The organism is Ruegeria sp. HKCCA5839 (assembly GCF_013035585.1).
Classification (GTDB): domain Bacteria; phylum Pseudomonadota; class Alphaproteobacteria; order Rhodobacterales; family Rhodobacteraceae; genus Ruegeria.
The window spans coordinates 36543-51816 of record NZ_WQIE01000012.1 but is presented as its reverse complement, the minus strand read 5'-3'; the positions used below and the strand labels follow the sequence as shown (position 1 = coordinate 51816).

Here is a 15274-nt window from a genome sequence, read left to right as displayed (position 1 = left end):
ATCATGGACCGGCACTGAACAACACAGGAATATGATGACAGAAATCTCGAAACTTGCTGAACTTCGCAAACTCATGCAAAGCATGGAGCGTACTCTGGGGCTGGAGGAGCTTTCTCCGGTGGAAAAAGACATCTATTATGCCGCCGAAGAGCTGTCGAAGTCACAGCAAGAGGTTCGCACCTTTGGGTTGATTGAGCATACTTTGGTTCAGAGCGTATCCCGCCCGACCTTTTTTCGCGCTTTGAAGTCTCTGGTTCAAAAGGGTTACCTCTCGCAAAGTGGTAATGCGAACCGCGGGCGCTATGTGGTCAATGCACCGCGGTAACAGATGAACAACAATTTGGCTGACCTTTGTGCGTGACTGGATTTCTGAAACCTTAATCGCCTCGTCGGCCTATGTTCTTGCTTCCATCTTCACCTTCGAGGTGTTGATGCCTTTGCAGAACATGTTCTTTCCGCAGTATCCAAGCTATGCCAGCTTGCTGTTCCTACCCCACGGCGTACGGGTCCTTGCGGCTTGGTTGTTGGGGTGGCGCGCGATCTTTTCGCTGCTGCCCGGCGTATTCTTGGTGTTCGTCATGGTCGGCGGTTGGAGCGTGTTTCTGCCCAGTCGACTGTTGGCCATCGTCGTGGCGGTCACGACGGTGCCTGCGGTGTTCTATGCGTTCAAATGGATGGGGTGGGATCTGTTTCCAAAGCCAGATCGGCGCCCTTGCTGGTCCTGCATGATGGGCGTTGGCGTAATTACATCCGTTCTGGTCGCAATCCTGACCAACGCAGCGTTTGGCAGTGCCCGAGTGGAATATATTGCCTTTCTCATCGGCGATATCTCGGGTTTGTTCTTCCTGATGCTTGGTCTCTATTTTGCCTTCCGGTTTTGGGACAGGCGGGCCTAGCCCAAAAGCGCACGGCGCAGCAGGTTCAACCCGGCGATTAGCAACACCAACAGCGTCAGCTTTCTGAATTGGGTCTGGTCGATGCGGGTTTGAACTGCCAGGCCGCACATCATCCCCGCGATGGCCGGGGGCACGAGCGTGGCCGAGAACAGCGCCGTTTCGGTACGCAGGATACCCGACCCCAGATGCGCGACAACCAGAGCCACGGCCCCAAGGCCATAAATCACCCCTTGGATCCGCATCTGTTCAGCCTTGGGCGTGTTCAGAGCCGTCAGGTACGATACCGTCGGCGGCCCCCAAACACCCGAAAACCCGCCAACAAATCCCGCAAGCCCACCAATCAGCGCCTCGATGCGCAGCGACGGGTTTTGCAGCACCAGTTTCACGCCCAAAAGCTGGATCAGGGCGAAAAAGGACACCGGCAGCCCGATCATCAACAAAAGCGCCTGTGGGGACATCGCGCTGACCAGTTGCGCGCTGACCAAAAGGCAGAGCAAGCCGATGCTCAAAAACACCCGGAACCGACGGATCGACGAGAGCGCCGCGACCGGCCCTTCGCGCAGCGCTTGAACGCCGTTTGTCACAAGTGTCGGCAGGATCAATCCGGCCAAGGCCAAATCCGGCGGCAACATGATGCTAAGCCCTGAAATAAGTACCATCGGCATGGCAAACCCGACCATGCCCTTGATCCATCCCGCGACAAACGCCACCAGAAATGCCAAATACAGATCCTGCGGAGACATGAGTGAAAACAAAGTCATGCCCCTACATAACACCCAGATTTTTCTCTGCACTGCAAAATTCATCGCGTAACTTTTGAACTTTTTTGCGTCAAATAAGGTATTTTTGTTGCGCTGCACGTGCAGCATGATATGACCGGACAACCCAGAGAAGGACGTGATTCATGCCTCATGACGGACAGGATGTGACCACCATGACCCCCGCAGCCGTGTTGCCCGAGCTTCTGACACTCACCCGTGCTGCTTTGCCCGCGGTTCAGACTGTCTATGACCTCGCGCGGGAATCTGTCCGTGAAATGGTTGTCCAAGATGGGCGTGTGTCGGGCGGCTTGATCGAGGCGAACCAGACCGCAGCACATGGTCTGGCCTGGTTGGCCACATATCACCAGTCCTTGCAACAGATGCAGCGCTGGGCCGAGGCCCTGGACGCTGAAGGCAAATTTGCTGAGCTGGAACAGCTCTTGCACCAGATCGCTTTTGGCGAGTACCTGCATCAGATCGCTGGTGGAATTCCGATGAACCAGGGCGAAGTTATTCGCCTGCAGGATATGGGTCTCGGTTGGGACGCTTTATCTGGTTTCCAATGCACCGAGGCTCAGACTTTGATGGCGCAGGCCAACTCGCAACCGGCGCGCAGCCGGTTGGTTGCGTTGATGCAGGATCAGGCGGGCGCGACCATGTTCGGTGCTTCCGGGTTGGACGATGAACTGGAAATGATCCGCGACCAGTTCCGCCGCTATGCACAGGAAAAGGTCGAACCGAACGCGCATGAATGGCACCTAAAAGACGAGTTGATCCCAATCGAGATCATCGAGGAGCTGGCCGAGATGGGCGTCTTTGGCCTGACCATCCCCGAAGAATTCGGCGGTTTCGGCCTGTCCAAAGCCTCAATGTGCGTCGTATCGGAAGAACTATCGCGCGGCTATATCGGCGTGGGATCGCTGGGCACCCGCTCCGAGATCGCGGCTGAGTTGATTCTGGCCGGCGGCACAGATGAGCAGAAGGCAAACTGGCTGCCAAAGCTGGCCAGCGCCGAGATTTTGCCGACGGCGGTTTTCACCGAACCCAATACCGGCTCGGATCTGGGCAGCCTGCGCACCCGCGCCGTCAAGGATGACAACGGCGATTATCAGATCACCGGCAACAAGACTTGGATCACCCATGCGGCCCGCACCCATGTGATGACTCTGCTGGCCCGCACAAACCCCGACACCAGCGATCATCGAGGGTTGTCGATGTTTTTGGCGGAAAAGACGCCAGGCACGGATGAGAACCCCTTTCCCACCCCCGGCATGACAGGTGGTGAGATCGAAGTTCTGGGCTATCGCGGCATGAAGGAATACGAGCTGGGCTTTGACGGATTCCACGTGAAGGGCGAAAACCTGCTGGGTGGCGAAGAAGGCAAAGGCTTCAAACAGCTGATGGAGACTTTCGAATCCGCCCGCATCCAGACCGCAGCCCGCGCCATTGGCGTGGCCCAAAGCGCGCTGGATATCGCAATGCAATACGCGCAGGACCGCAAGCAGTTCGGCAAATCCCTGATCAACTTCCCCCGCGTTTCTGGCAAGCTGGCAATGATGGCGGTCGAGATCATGATTGCCCGGCAACTGACCTATTTCTCGGCCTGGGAAAAAGACAACGGCCATCGCTGTGACCTTGAGGCCGGAATGGCCAAGCTGCTGGGGGCCCGCGTGGCCTGGGCCGCGGCTGACAACGGGTTGCAGATCCATGGTGGCAACGGGTTCGCGCTGGAGTACAAGATCAGCCGCGTGCTGTGTGACGCGCGTATTCTGAACATCTTTGAAGGCGCCGCCGAAATTCAGGCTCAAGTCATTGCGCGACGGCTGCTGGGCTGACGCCCGGTTGTCATCGCGGTTTCCCCACCTGACCCGGCTTCAAGCAGCCGGGTCTTTTTTGGTCAAATTGATCACGCTCTGCAACGGATCGGCCTCGATCCGCCAATTCTGAAACTTTCCCCTAGGAAGACCGGCGCAACGGGACTACTGCACCCAACGAACACGCTTTGACCGAACAGCAGACGAACCAAGAAACATGACCAGACGCCTCTTCGCCCTGTGCCTGACATTTGTCCTCCTTGCTCTCGGAGGGTGTGCCACGACCTACCCCACGGCCAGCCAGACCGACATCGATGCTTTGGCCGCCGAAATCCGCAATCTGGGCCCCAATGTCGACCCCGCCGAGGCGCAGCGCGCCGCCACAATCTCATACGAGTATTCTCAGCGACTGGCGCGAGAGTGGCAGGTGACGGATTCTGCGCTCGTGCACAATGCCAAAATCGCCAACGGGTTTCGCGAAAAAGGTCTGTGCAACGACTGGGCGCAAGCGATGACAGGACGTCTCAACCAGGAAGGCTTTCGAACTCTTGACCTGCATTGGGTGACCTCGCCACCGACCTCTTGGCGCATCATTCACCATTCAGCCGCCATCAGTGCCAAAGGCGCGACCATGAAAGACAGCATCATCCTTGACCCGTGGCGAAACAGCGGTGCCTTGTATTGGGCTCCGCTTCAGGCAGACACGCGATACAGCTGGCGACCCCGGCTTGAAGTGCGCGACGAGCTTTTGAGCGGGGAAATCGCCTTTTGAGGGCGGTTTCAGCTGAAGTACGGACGCGTTAAGATCACGTGATGACCCGTTTGATCCTGACCCTGCCCTTTGTCGCCCTGTTACAGTGTGACAAGGACGAAACCGTCACAGCCTATGGCGCAGCAGACCGCAGTTGGTCTCTGCAGGAGATTGACGGTCAGCCCTACGCAGCAAGCGCCATCTTGAGCTTTCCAGCAGAGGGCAAGATTGCCGGCAACGCGCCTTGCAACAGCTATTCTGGCACGTTGGACGCCCCTTACCCCTGGTTCGAGATCAAAGACCTGTCCGCGACCCGCGCCGCCTGTGCGGGGCTAGAGGCCGAAGGGACCTTTTTCGCGGCCCTACTTGCGATGACGCAGTCCGAAGTGTCCGGCGAGGTACTGATCCTGCGCAATGAGGATGGGCATGAGATGGTTTTCACAGCCGTCGAGTGAAATGGTCCACGAACCGCCCGCGCGCCTCGGGCAGCGGCGTATGGGCTAGTGACGGCGCGACGCGGTGGTGCAGGAAGTATCCGGTCGTCTCAAGGGCTTGCGCGACCTCGGCATCCGGTGCCGCACCTTCTCCGCGCAGGCAAGGCGGCAAGGGCAACAGCTTGTCCGCCCATTCCCCTGCCCCTTGAGCGCTGACTGCGCGCCCGGTCTTCGGGGACACAAAAACCAGACCCTCGGTTGCGCCAGTCACGGCGCAAGAGGTCAAATCCAGCCCAAAACCCATCGACTCGAGCAGCGTGCGCTCCCAATGCATATAGGCCAAGGGCCAGATCTCATCCTGGCCCAGCAAATCCATCAACTGTTCGGTTTGTTTGTAAAGCGCCTGATAGGCGGCGCGCTCGGGCAGACAGAATGACAATAGCGCCACCACCGCGTTCAAACCGGACAACGCCAACCGCCCGGAAAAGGCCGCAGCTGCCCGCGACCGCAATGGTTCTACCTGAAACGTGCCCAGATGCTCTTCCAACCGCGCGCGCCACAGAACGTCCAATTGCGCTCCGGGCTGAAGGATCGGCGCGATCTTGCGACTGGTCCCTCCACGCACAACACCCGCATGGCGGCCATGGTCTTCGGTAAAGACCTCGATAATCGCTGCCGTCTCACCATGACGGCGAGAGGTCAGAAGTATGCCGTGATCGCGCCAGTCCAACTGATCTTCAAGTCCAGAAACAAAGGCAGAAAACCTGATCGCACGCGTTATCGCAAGAGCCGTTTGCGACGGCGCATGGATTGGAACCGGAACGCCTGCGCATTGATCAAGGTCAGCGGCAGCAAAACACGCTCTCCCAACCCGTCGATCACCACAAGCTTTCCGTCACGCTCCTGAGCCCGCACGATATTTTGCAGCCCGATATCCCCAACAATGATGCGACCACGATCAAGGTCATCCAAAAGCTCGATCAGCTCTTGTTTCAGGGCATCGCGTTTTGGATCATCCTTTGGCGTTTCGTTGAACTCTTGCGCCAGCGTGCGCGCCATCTGCCCGTCCGGGCCTGTCATCTTCTCGACAGCAATAGCTGGCCCCCTGCTGGTCGCGGCATAGCCGAAAAACCCCGCAAGCCGCCAGATCTCGGGGCATCCCCGGTGCAGAGCGGCAAGGTACTCATTCGCCTCACGGCTCCATTGCCGGAGGTTGCCATACCGGTATTGCGAATACCGTTTGAACAGCCTTTTTTTCGGCTTATCCACGCGCACCTTCAACAAAACGCCGGCATGAACCGGGTGATCAAAGATCTCGTAATTCTGGCTTTTCTGAAGGGGGTGTGCATCGTTCAAATCAAGCATTCACAAAACTTACACATTCGGATTGCCGATAAAAAGAACCGCTCAGTCGTTTCCGATCACATATCAGTAATTTGGCCACAATGATGATGACCCGTCGCGTGTCGAAAAAAGAGTTGCGCGTTGCCTGGGTAATCCCTAATGTTCCCTTTACGTTCTTTTTCAGGGAATTCAAAAATGTCACTTAACTATGTCATGATCGGTTCTAACGATGTGCCCAAAGCGCGCGGGTATTACGATGCCGTTGTGTCGAAAATGGGCGGCAAGGTCATCGCCGAATACATGCCGCATGCGGTCTGTTATGAGCTGCGCAGCGGGGGTACCATCTGGGTTGCCACACCGTTCGACAAAGGTGAAGCAACTGTTGGCAATGGCACTATGGTTGGCCTTCTATGTCAAAGTCAGGACGAGGTGCGCGACGTGCATGCGGCGGCTCTGGCAAATGGTGGCACCAACGAAGGCGATCCCGGCGAACGCCCTGACTATGGTCCCAACTTCTTTGGTGCATATGCCCGCGATCCCGACGGCAACAAAATGAGCTTTGTGTATTTGGGTGAGAACGGCTGATCCTGTCGGCAGCCATGGAAGTTGACGGGTTGTTATTCCAGCCCTTCTTCACCCAGCAAATGCCGCCCTTGCCGGTCTTCGACCTCGATTACCCAAAGATCAGGGTCAAAGCTGCGTTGTTTGGCGATGGCAGAATCCACTTCCAGCTCAGCACCTTTGGAAAGCTCGACCCATGCGCGCTCACCGCTCATCAGGTCAATGCTGCGCTGAAAGGCAACGGCCTGGCCGTCAAGTGTGTTCAGCTTGACCAGAACGGCGCCTGCGGTGTTGTCCCCATGGGTGACGACAAAGGCCGGGATGTCCTGGAACCGCAACCGGGCCAGATATGCATGAACCCAGAACTCGGCCGTCAGACGCGTCATGCGTTACCGTCTTTGAAATCCAGACCCATTTCCGAATAGCGCTCGGATTCCTCTAGCCAGTTGGGCCGAACTTTGACCTGCAGGAATAGATGGATCTTGCGGTCGAGAAACTCTTCCAGCTCGGCCCGCGCGGCCTGGCTGACCGCCTTGATCGTCTCGCCCTTTTTGCCAAGAACGATGCCCTTGTGGCCGTCGCGCATGACATAGATCACCTGATCGATCTTGGCGGAGCCGTCCTTTCGCTCTTCCCAGCTCTCGGTCTCGACGGTCAGCTGATAGGGCAGTTCCTGATGCAGGCGCAGCGTCAGTTTCTCACGCGTCATTTCAGCAGCGATCATGCGCAGGGGCAGATCAGCGATCTGGTCCTCGGGGTAGAGCCACGGGCCTTCCGGCAGCTTAGCGGCAAGCCATCTGCGCAGGTCATCAACACCGTGGCCTTTCTCGGCCGAAATCATGAAGGTTTCGGCAAAGGGGTATCGCGCGTTCAGATCGCTGGTCAGGGCCAAGAGCTTCTCGCTCGGCACTTTGTCAATCTTGTTGATGGCCAGTGCGGTTGTCCGGCCCTGCCCGATCTCTTCCAGTCCTTCGAGGATGCGTTCAACCCCTTCGGTGATACCGCGATGCGCCTCGACCATCAGCACAACGATATCTGCATCTGCCGCTCCGCCCCATGCTGCGGCCACCATGGCGCGGTCCAAACGCCGACGGGGTTTGAACAGGCCCGGCGTGTCGACAAAGACCAGCTGCGCGTCGCCCTCCATCGCCACGCCACGGATGCGGGCGCGGGTGGTCTGCACCTTATGGGTCACGATTGAGACCTTGGCCCCGACCATGCGGTTCAAAAGAGTGGATTTGCCCGCGTTGGGCTCTCCGATTAGGGCGATAAATCCGGCGCGTGTGGTCATATCTGTTGCGATCCTGGTTGCAGGTGCGCACCCCTATAGCAGATTGCACCGACGGGCCAGAGGGATTTGGTGCTTTGGGCTTGGGTCTAAAAGGGCTAGAGGGGTCCACCCACTTCACCCGGACGCCGTCCGGGCTCACCCTCAGGGTATTTTGGGCCAGATGACGTGGGGAGCGTGATTTGAGTTATTTGGACAGGGTGTCCAGCAGCGCTTTGGCGGCCGCCTGTTCGGCCTGACGTTTTGATCCAGCTGTGGCTTGGGCTTCGGTTCCGTCCTGCAGGCGCGCGGCGATGGTAAAGATCGGTGCGTGATCCGGGCCGCTGCGTTTGGTTTCCACATATGATGGCGGTTTCTGACCCCGTGCTTGAGCCCATTCCTGCAGCGCGGTTTTGGCGTCGCGGGCGTCGGCCTCAACCGAATGAATGCGGTCGCCCCAAAGGGCCAAGATCACATCGCGCGCAGCCTCGAACCCCGCGTCGCGGTAGATCGCTGCGATTACCGCCTCCATCGCATCCCCCAGCAGAGCTTGCTTGCGGCGCCCGCCGGAAAGCATCTCGGAACGGCCCAACTTCAATACCGCCCCCAGATCGATCTGGCGGGCCACATCGGCGCAGGCCTCTTTGCGCACCAGAGCGTTGAAACGCGGGGCGAGTTGCCCTTCGGTGGCTTTCTTGTCTGCTTCGAGCAAGGCAGTGGCCATCACCAGACCCAAGACCCTGTCGCCCAGAAACTCAAGCCGCTGATTATCAGGTCGCGTCGGCGAAGACACCGACCCATGGGTCAGCGCCCGCAACAGCAGCTCGGGGCTTTGAAATTCATAACCCAAGCGTTTTTGAAAAGCCTGTATCTCAGACGATAGCTTCACTTGACGGCCTTAAAGAACCGGTCGCCGCGCCATGTCCAGAAGAACAGCATCGAGCGGCCGGCGGACGAGAAGAAGATGCGATCTGCGCGACCGATCAGGTTTTCGTAGGGCACATATCCGACACCTCCGGCCGATTGCGGCAGTCGGCTGTCAGCCGAGTTGTCGCGATTGTCCCCCATAAAGAAGTAGTGGCCTTCGGGCACGTTGTAGATGCCTGTATTGTCCGATCCTTGATTGCCGATATTCAGAACGTCATACGAGACGCCATTTGGAAGGGTTTCAATCGAGCGGGACTTTTCGCAGGCGCCGCCAATCCCCACCGGGCCATTTTCGCATCGCGGACGCAGACCTTGCGGGCCCTGAGGCTCTGCGATTTCGGTGAACACGCCATCGGGCTGTTGTGGCACGGCAACATCGTTCAGGATGATCTGGCCATCGCGGATCTGGATACGGTCGCCGGGCAAGCCAATCAGGCGCTTGATATAGTCACGCCCAGTGACCGGGTGGCGGAACACGATGACGTCGCCGCGCTCAGGCTCTCCGCCCCAAATGCGTGTATTGTCGCCTTTCATCCAGCCGCAGATATCTTCGGCGTCGATATTCAGACCAAAGCGCGGGATGATCAGGCTGGGACAAGAAGCATAGGAATAGCCATAGGTCATCTTGTTGACGAACAGGAAATCCCCGATCAGCAGCGTTTGCTTCATCGACCCCGAGGGGATCCAGAACGGTTGAAAGAACAGGGTGCGGAATACACCTGCGATCAGCAGCGCATAGACGATGGTTTTGATCGTCTCCCAGACGCCGCTTCCGGTCTTGGCTTCCTCGGCCATACTGCTCTCTCCAGTCTTTGCTTGGCTTTGCTGCTACATGCGGGGATGGTGGGGGCAAGTCAAGGCCGTGTGGCGTGATCTTGAAGGGGCCGCGCCTCGATCACGACAAAGGCCTGCGCCCAAGGGTGGTCATCGGTCAGCGTCACGTGGATGATGGCTTCGTGGCCTTCCGGGGTCATCTCTTTCAACCGCTCAGCCGCCCAGCCCGTCACATGCATGATAGGTTGGCCCGTACGCAAGTTGCTGACCGCCATATCCTTCCATGCGATGCCCATGCGCAGCCCGGTGCCCAGCGCCTTAGAGCACGCCTCTTTCGCCGCCCAGCGTTTGGCGTAGGTGCCCGCCGTGTCTGCTCGACGTTCCGCCTTGCGTTGTTCGGTCTCGGTGAAGACGCGATTGCGGAAACGGTCGCCAAACCGATCCAGCGTTCCCTGGATGCGGTCGATATTGGCAAGATCTGTGCCGATGCCGAGGATCACGTCAGACTTCCAAAACCACGGTGCCCAGTTTCTGTCCCGCCTCAACCAACTGATGGGCGGCAACGGCATCTTCCAAACCACCTGCGGGCACTACCGCGTGGCTCAGCGCGCCTTGGTCCAACCACTGGTTCAATTGCGCCTCGCCCTTTCGGCGGGTGGCGGCGTCCAGTTGGTAGACGATCAACATATGCAGGCGGATGTTCTTGAACATGAAGCCATAGAAATCCAACTCGGGCCGCATTTGCGAGGCAGATGCGTAGCTGGCAATCGTACCACCGGGTCGGATCAGAGCCAGCGAGGCAGCTTGGTTGGCGGCGAAATCCACCTCGACGATGCGGTCCACACCTGCGCCTTGGGTCATATCCAGCACGGCTTCGGTCACGTCATCGGTGCGGTAGTTGATCCAGTCCGAGGCGCCGGAATGGGCCGCCTTTTCTTCCGAACTGACGGTAGTGATCACCCGCGCACCGCCCAACGCCGCCATTTGGCAGGCATAGCGCCCCACGGTCCCCGCCCCGCCGGTGACCAGAACGGTTTTTCCTTCGATTGGGCCGTCGCCAAAAAGAGCGTACCAGGCTGTCAGCGCCGGTATGCCCAAGCACGCCCCTTCGGCAAAGCTTGTCCCATCCGGCAGCCAAACCCCCTGTTCGGATGGCAGGGCGATGTATTCGGCACCTGTTCCGAAAGCACGCTGCCATTGACCGTTCCAGATCCAGACCCGCTGGCCAACCCGTGCCGCGTCGACGCCTTGCCCGACAGCCTCGATCACGCCAGCACCGTCCGAGTGGGGGATGACCAGAGGATATGCCATCACGGCACCGGGGCGCGCACCACCGCGCAGCTTTACGTCTGACGGGTTGATCCCACTGGCATGAACGCGCACCAGAACTTCGCCTGGCGCGGGGCTTGGCACAGGCATCTCGGTGATGCTCAGCACGTCTGCGGCGGGGCCAAATTCTTCGTAAGTTATTGCTTTCACAATTCGCCTCGATTCACGTTGTCATAAGCAAAGGCACAAAACACCTATAACCGCACCGTCAGTATCTTGTAGCTTGCGACACCAAAGAAACCTGCAAACGCCAAGTCAAACCAGCGACGTGTGTTGCGATAAATACGGACCATTCTTTCGGACGAGAAAAGAAATGCATAGCCGATGAAAACCAGCAAAGAACCCACATATAGCATCAAGAAATACGCCAAAAGGACCGATAACCCGGCGTTCTCGGGCGCAACAATGGCATAGATGGATCCCCAGCTTAGGATCGCTTTGGGATTGGTAAGATGTATCGCCGCGCCCTTGGCGAAGACGGTGCCAAGGCTACCAGTGACAGGTCTTCCCATCGCAACCTCATCCGAGTTGAAAGCCCGGCGCAACGCCTTGAGCGCCAGCCAACTCAAATAGGCAACGCCAACATACCGGATCACCTCAAAGACCCAGACATTTGCAAGCATGATAGCCGAAAGGCCTAAAGCGGCCGCTATGCCCCAACTTGCTGAGCCCGCGCAAATGCCCAGAGCAAAAACCAAACCCGAACGACGTCCTTCGTTCATTGCCGTACCGGCAATGCCCATGGTTGCAGGTCCGGGCGACCCACCTGCCATAAGCCAGGCGAACCAAATAGCGATAAAAGCCGGGGTAATCATGCGCGCGCCACATCCATCAGGCGGCGCATTTCGCGTATCGCGGGCTCGAGGCCCAGAAAAATCGACTCACCGATCAGGAAGTGACCGATGTTCAACTCGCGCACCTCGGGGAAGGCTGCGATGGGCATGACCGTATCATAGGTCAAACCGTGCCCGGCATGGACCTCAAGACCCAGTGAATGGGCAAATGTGGACATCTGCCGCAAGGCTTCCAATTCCCGCGCGGCGTCGTCCTCTCGGCCTTCGGAGAACGCATCGCAATAGGCGCCTGTGTGCAGCTCGATCACTTCCGCTCCGATCCGGTGGGCAGCTTCGATCTGTCGCTGATCCGCAGCGATGAAGATGGACACCCGGCAGCCCACGTCACGCAGGGGCGCAATGAAATGCGCCAGTTTGTTTTCTTCGCGCGCAACTTCCAGCCCGCCTTCGGTGGTCCGTTCCTCACGCTTTTCGGGCACGATACAGACCGCGTGTGGCTTGTGACGCAGGGCGATTTTCTGCATCTCATCGGTTGCCGCCATCTCAAAGTTCAGCGGAACCGAAAGCACTTCCATCAGCCCGTCGATATCCGCGTCCGAGATGTGGCGACGGTCTTCACGCAGATGGGCGGTGATACCGTCAGCACCCGCCTCTTCCGCCAATTTGGCAGCCCGTAATGGGTCGGGGTAAGCCCCGCCCCGTGCGTTGCGGACGGTTGCTACATGATCGATGTTCACACCCAAACGCAGATGGTTGTCAGACATCCGTTGATTCCTCTTTCACAGTTCGGCCCGAGACTATGGGCATTGCCCCTGGAACGGCAGAGTTTTCTTGTGCAAGGCGTTTGATTTCCTCGAACTTCGCCTTGATCCGCGCGCGGCGGCGCTGCTGATAGGTGAGGATCAATGGATAGCTGAGGTAATAACAGATAACGCCTGCGATTAGGCCTGGAATGATCCCGCCGATCATATAGGGGAAGAACACATCATCATAGAACTTGTCCAAACCACGCCAGTCAGCAACGCGATCCGAAAAAATTGCGAAAAAGTTGTTCTTCAGGTCGCCCAGGGCATCGGCAAACTTGGCGCCCAGGCCTTGCGTGTCGCTTTCGTCATATTCCGTACCCAGTAGGAAATGACCCGTTTGCAGACAAATCACACCTATCGGAACATAGGTCAGCGGATTGCCGAAAAACGTTCCGCTGAGCGAGGCCAGTATGTTGCCTTTGATCAGACGTGCTCCAATCGCGGCCACCACAAAATGCATCCCGTAAAACGGCGTGAAGGCCGCAAAGACCCCGGCACCAATCCCGCGCGCGATGCGGTCAGGTGTATCGGGAAGCCGGCGCACCCGGTGTTTGACATAGAGGAAGGCGCGGGTCCAACCGCCGCGCGGATAAACGAATTCCGATGCGATCTGGATAGGCGAGCGTCGATCTCGGCGCTTGAATACCACTCCTGATCACCCTTTCCTAACCAGCTGCAACTGCGGTTTTAGCTATATCCCGGTGCCGTTCAACTGCAGCCACATCACTTTCCGCCTCAAGCATCAGCATCAGCGAATGCAGCTGCTCAAGATCACGCAGCTCAACGCTCAGCAACAGGCGGTAAAAATCGGGTTTACGATCGACAAATTGCAAGTTCGAAATATTGGCCTTCTTCTCGCCGATCAATGTGCAAATGCGACCCAGAACTCCGGCGTCATTGCCAATGGTCAGCTCAAGCGTGGCGCTGTAGACAGCCGGGTGAGTACCAGAATGCCAATGCAGATCCACCCAACGCTCGGGCTCGCTCTCGAACTCGCTGAGCCGGTCACAGTCGATGGCGTGCACCACAACACCTTTACCGCGATAGGTGATGCCAACAATGCGCTCGCCCGGCAAAGGCTGACAACAAGGCGCACGATCAAAGCCCTGACCGGGCTCAAGACCGATCACTGCACGCCGCAACGGGATCGCGTCGCCTTCGTCTTTTGTCAGCTCGGGATAGACCGCCTCGACGACATCATGCGCTGTCAGCTCAGCGCTACCCAAGCGCGCAAGAAGCTCATGCCGGTCGTTCAAGCGCAAGTGTTTCGCGGCGGTGTCCAACGCCTTGTCCGTTGCTTTGCGCCCGACATGTTCGAAACCCGAGCGTGCCAATTCCTTACCCAGCTTGATAAAGCGTTCGCGGTCCACCTCGCGCAGCGCCCTGCGGATGGCCGTGCGCGCCTTGCCGGTCACCGCTATCTCAAGCCAGGTGACCTGCGGCGTCTGCCCATCAGCCGTAATGATGTCGACGGATTGACCGTTTTTCAGACGGGTCCAAAGCGGAACGCGGATACCGTCAACTTTGGCACCCACACAAGCGTGCCCGATGCGTGTGTGGATGGCATAGGCAAAATCGATCGGAGTTGCCCCACGCGGCAGTTTCACAACATCCCCTTTGGGGGTGAAGCAGAACACCTGGTCCGAGTACATCTCCAGTTTGACGGCTTCGAGGAAATCTTCGTGATCCTCTTCGCTGTCGAACTGTTCGGTCAGATTGGCAATCCATTTGGCGGGATCGACCGCAAACGGGTTTTCCGAGCGCACGCCGTCACGATAAGACCAGTGCGCAGCCACGCCTGTTTCGGCCACGTCATGCATCTGGCGGGTGCGAATCTGCACCTCGACGCGTTTGCCGTCACGCCCAGATACCGTGGTGTGGATCGAACGATAACCGTTCGACTTCGGTTGACTGATGTAGTCCTTGAACCGTCCCGGCACCGCGCGCCAGCGTTGATGGATCGCACCCAGCGTACGATAACAATCTTCCTCAGACCCGGTGATGATCCGAAAACCATAGATGTCAGATAGCCGCGAAAAGCCCTGATCCTTTTCCTGCATCTTGCGCCATATCGAATAGGGCTTTTTGGCGCGCCCAAAGACCTCGGCCTCAATCCCGGCCTTATCCAATTCGTGCCGCATGTCACCAGTGATCCGGTGGATCACGTCGCCGGTTTCGCGTTGCAAGGTGATAAACCGACGAATGATCGATTGCCGACCTTCCGGGTTCAACACGCGGAAAGCGAGATCTTCCAGCTCTTCGCGCATCCAATGCATCCCCATGCGGCCGGCAAGTGGCGCGTAGATGTCCATCGTCTCGCGCGCTTTTTGAACCTGCTTTTCAGGACGCATCGCCTTGATCGTGCGCATGTTGTGCAAACGGTCGGCCAGCTTGACCAGGATCACCCGTAGATCCTTGGACATGGCCATAAACAGCTTGCGGAAGTTTTCGGCTTGCTTGGTTTCACGGCTGGACAGTTGCAGATTGGTCAGCTTGGTGACGCCATCGACCAGCTTGGCAACCTCATCGCCGAACAGGTCCGCCACCTTCCCATAGTTGGCCTTGGTGTCTTCGATCGTGTCGTGCAGCAAAGCCGTGATGATCGTCGCATCATCCAGACGTTGTTCGGTCAGGATGGCGGCAACAGCAACGGGATGGGTAAAATAGGGCTCGCCGGAATGGCGAAACTGCCCCTCGTGCATCTGTTTCCCGAACTCATAGGCCCGGGTGATGCGGTCAACATTCGTTTTCGGGTTGTAATTGCGGACCAGCGCAATCAGGTCGTCAGCAGAAATCATCCGGTCCGCACCTTCATA

The 15274-nt window shown here is 58.0% G+C and carries 19 protein-coding genes; 6 read left to right on the top strand and 13 right to left on the bottom strand.

The annotated features are described in order from the left end of the window. Positions 1-31 precede the first annotated feature (31 nt). Positions 32-325, top strand: coding sequence for a hypothetical protein (locus GOV38_RS20585; protein ID WP_254448337.1), 294 nt, complete (start codon positions 32-34; stop codon positions 323-325). Between the two features lie 28 nt (positions 326-353). After that, entirely contained in the window at positions 354-896 is a 543-nt protein-coding gene (locus tag GOV38_RS20580) for a hypothetical protein (RefSeq protein WP_171208803.1), read from the top strand. On the opposite strand, the gene GOV38_RS20575 is transcribed toward GOV38_RS20580, so the two are convergent. After that, a complete protein-coding gene (locus tag GOV38_RS20575; RefSeq protein WP_171208804.1) occupies positions 893-1657 on the bottom strand; it encodes a sulfite exporter TauE/SafE family protein in 765 nt (254 codons plus the stop codon). The two genes, GOV38_RS20580 and GOV38_RS20575, sit on opposite strands and share 4 nt — an antisense overlap. Before the next feature lie 143 nt (positions 1658-1800). On the opposite strand from GOV38_RS20575, the gene GOV38_RS20570 reads away from it, so the two are divergent. The 3 genes from GOV38_RS20570 to GOV38_RS20560 all read left to right on the top strand — a co-directional run bounded on the left by GOV38_RS20570 (position 1801) and on the right by GOV38_RS20560 (position 4677). After that, a complete protein-coding gene (locus GOV38_RS20570) occupies positions 1801-3492 on the top strand; it encodes an acyl-CoA dehydrogenase family protein (RefSeq protein ID WP_171208805.1) in 1692 nt (563 codons plus the stop codon). A 196-nt stretch (positions 3493-3688) separates the two neighbouring features. Next, complete coding sequence (locus GOV38_RS20565) at positions 3689-4243, top strand: hypothetical protein (protein ID WP_171208806.1); 555 nt, start codon at positions 3689-3691, stop codon at positions 4241-4243. Positions 4244-4284: 41 nt separating this feature from the next. Further along, positions 4285-4677 (top strand): META domain-containing protein, encoded by a 393-nt coding sequence (locus tag GOV38_RS20560; RefSeq protein WP_171208807.1) that lies wholly within the window; start codon positions 4285-4287, stop codon positions 4675-4677. Here the strand turns inward: GOV38_RS20560 and recO are convergent. Together recO and GOV38_RS20550 are read right to left on the bottom strand one after the other, a co-directional pair. After that, positions 4661-5386 carry a DNA repair protein RecO gene (gene recO, locus GOV38_RS20555; RefSeq protein WP_171208808.1) on the bottom strand — a complete coding sequence of 242 codons (726 nt, stop codon included), beginning with the start codon at positions 5384-5386 and terminating at the stop codon, positions 4661-4663. The genes GOV38_RS20560 and recO overlap by 17 nt on opposite strands. Positions 5387-5433: 47 nt before the next feature. After that, on the bottom strand, positions 5434-6021 hold the full coding sequence (locus GOV38_RS20550) for a YrbL family protein (RefSeq protein WP_171102796.1): 588 nt from the start codon (positions 6019-6021) through the stop codon (positions 5434-5436). A gap of 174 nt (positions 6022-6195) precedes the next feature. On the opposite strand from GOV38_RS20550, the gene GOV38_RS20545 reads away from it, so the two are divergent. Continuing rightward, complete coding sequence (locus GOV38_RS20545; RefSeq protein ID WP_171208809.1) at positions 6196-6585, top strand: VOC family protein; 390 nt, start codon at positions 6196-6198, stop codon at positions 6583-6585. 32 nt (positions 6586-6617) lie between these two features. On the opposite strand, the gene GOV38_RS20540 is transcribed toward GOV38_RS20545, so the two are convergent. The 10 genes from GOV38_RS20540 to GOV38_RS20495 form a co-directional block, all read right to left on the bottom strand. Next, entirely contained in the window at positions 6618-6947 is a 330-nt protein-coding gene (locus GOV38_RS20540) for a DUF1491 family protein (protein WP_171208810.1), read from the bottom strand. Continuing rightward, positions 6944-7852, bottom strand: a complete 909-nt coding sequence (gene era / locus GOV38_RS20535) for a GTPase Era (RefSeq protein WP_171208811.1) — start codon at positions 7850-7852, stop codon at positions 6944-6946. Before era ends, GOV38_RS20540 begins: the two co-directional genes overlap by 4 nt. 184 nt (positions 7853-8036) lie before the next feature. After that, entirely contained in the window at positions 8037-8717 is a 681-nt protein-coding gene (gene rnc / locus GOV38_RS20530; RefSeq protein ID WP_171102789.1) for a ribonuclease III, read from the bottom strand. Beyond that, positions 8714-9550, bottom strand: coding sequence for a signal peptidase I (gene lepB / locus GOV38_RS20525; RefSeq protein ID WP_171130550.1), 837 nt, complete (start codon positions 9548-9550; stop codon positions 8714-8716). The genes rnc and lepB overlap by 4 nt, the downstream gene beginning before the upstream one ends. A gap of 59 nt (positions 9551-9609) precedes the next feature. After that, complete coding sequence (acpS, locus tag GOV38_RS20520; protein ID WP_171208812.1) at positions 9610-10029, bottom strand: holo-ACP synthase; 420 nt, start codon at positions 10027-10029, stop codon at positions 9610-9612. A gap of 1 nt (position 10030) precedes the next feature. Next, the gene (locus tag GOV38_RS20515) at positions 10031-11008 is read right to left on the bottom strand and encodes an NADPH:quinone reductase (protein WP_171208813.1); all 978 of its coding nucleotides are present in this window, start codon (positions 11006-11008) and stop codon (positions 10031-10033) included. 44 nt (positions 11009-11052) lie between these two features. Beyond that, positions 11053-11673: a LysE family translocator gene (locus tag GOV38_RS20510; RefSeq protein ID WP_171102782.1), complete on the bottom strand. Its 621-nt coding sequence runs from the start codon at positions 11671-11673 to the stop codon at positions 11053-11055. Then, positions 11670-12416: a pyridoxine 5'-phosphate synthase gene (locus GOV38_RS20505; protein ID WP_171208814.1), complete on the bottom strand. Its 747-nt coding sequence runs from the start codon at positions 12414-12416 to the stop codon at positions 11670-11672. The genes GOV38_RS20510 and GOV38_RS20505 overlap by 4 nt, the downstream gene beginning before the upstream one ends. After that, complete coding sequence (locus tag GOV38_RS20500; protein ID WP_171102778.1) at positions 12409-13107, bottom strand: DUF2062 domain-containing protein; 699 nt, start codon at positions 13105-13107, stop codon at positions 12409-12411. Before GOV38_RS20500 ends, GOV38_RS20505 begins: the two co-directional genes overlap by 8 nt. Before the next feature lie 16 nt (positions 13108-13123). Next, positions 13124-15256: a bifunctional (p)ppGpp synthetase/guanosine-3',5'-bis(diphosphate) 3'-pyrophosphohydrolase gene (locus GOV38_RS20495; RefSeq protein WP_171102776.1), complete on the bottom strand. Its 2133-nt coding sequence runs from the start codon at positions 15254-15256 to the stop codon at positions 13124-13126. Positions 15257-15274 lie beyond the last annotated feature (18 nt).

Coding starts and splice junctions, on each gene's coding strand:
- GOV38_RS20585 (WP_254448337.1), top strand. CDS start 32: ATGATGACAGAAATCTCGAAACTTGCTGAACTTCGCAAACTCATGCAA.
- GOV38_RS20570 (WP_171208805.1), top strand. CDS start 1,801: ATGCCTCATGACGGACAGGATGTGACCACCATGACCCCCGCAGCCGTG.
- GOV38_RS20540 (WP_171208810.1), bottom strand. CDS start 6,947: ATGACGCGTCTGACGGCCGAGTTCTGGGTTCATGCATATCTGGCCCGG.
- GOV38_RS20495 (WP_171102776.1), bottom strand. CDS start 15,256: ATGATTTCTGCTGACGACCTGATTGCGCTGGTCCGCAATTACAACCCG.
- era (WP_171208811.1), bottom strand. CDS start 7,852: ATGACCACACGCGCCGGATTTATCGCCCTAATCGGAGAGCCCAACGCG.
- GOV38_RS20565 (WP_171208806.1), top strand. CDS start 3,689: ATGACCAGACGCCTCTTCGCCCTGTGCCTGACATTTGTCCTCCTTGCT.
- lepB (WP_171130550.1), bottom strand. CDS start 9,550: ATGGCCGAGGAAGCCAAGACCGGAAGCGGCGTCTGGGAGACGATCAAA.
- GOV38_RS20545 (WP_171208809.1), top strand. CDS start 6,196: ATGTCACTTAACTATGTCATGATCGGTTCTAACGATGTGCCCAAAGCG.
- GOV38_RS20575 (WP_171208804.1), bottom strand. CDS start 1,657: ATGACTTTGTTTTCACTCATGTCTCCGCAGGATCTGTATTTGGCATTT.
- GOV38_RS20560 (WP_171208807.1), top strand. CDS start 4,285: ATGACCCGTTTGATCCTGACCCTGCCCTTTGTCGCCCTGTTACAGTGT.
- GOV38_RS20550 (WP_171102796.1), bottom strand. CDS start 6,021: ATGCTTGATTTGAACGATGCACACCCCCTTCAGAAAAGCCAGAATTAC.
- GOV38_RS20510 (WP_171102782.1), bottom strand. CDS start 11,673: ATGATTACCCCGGCTTTTATCGCTATTTGGTTCGCCTGGCTTATGGCA.
- GOV38_RS20505 (WP_171208814.1), bottom strand. CDS start 12,416: ATGTCTGACAACCATCTGCGTTTGGGTGTGAACATCGATCATGTAGCA.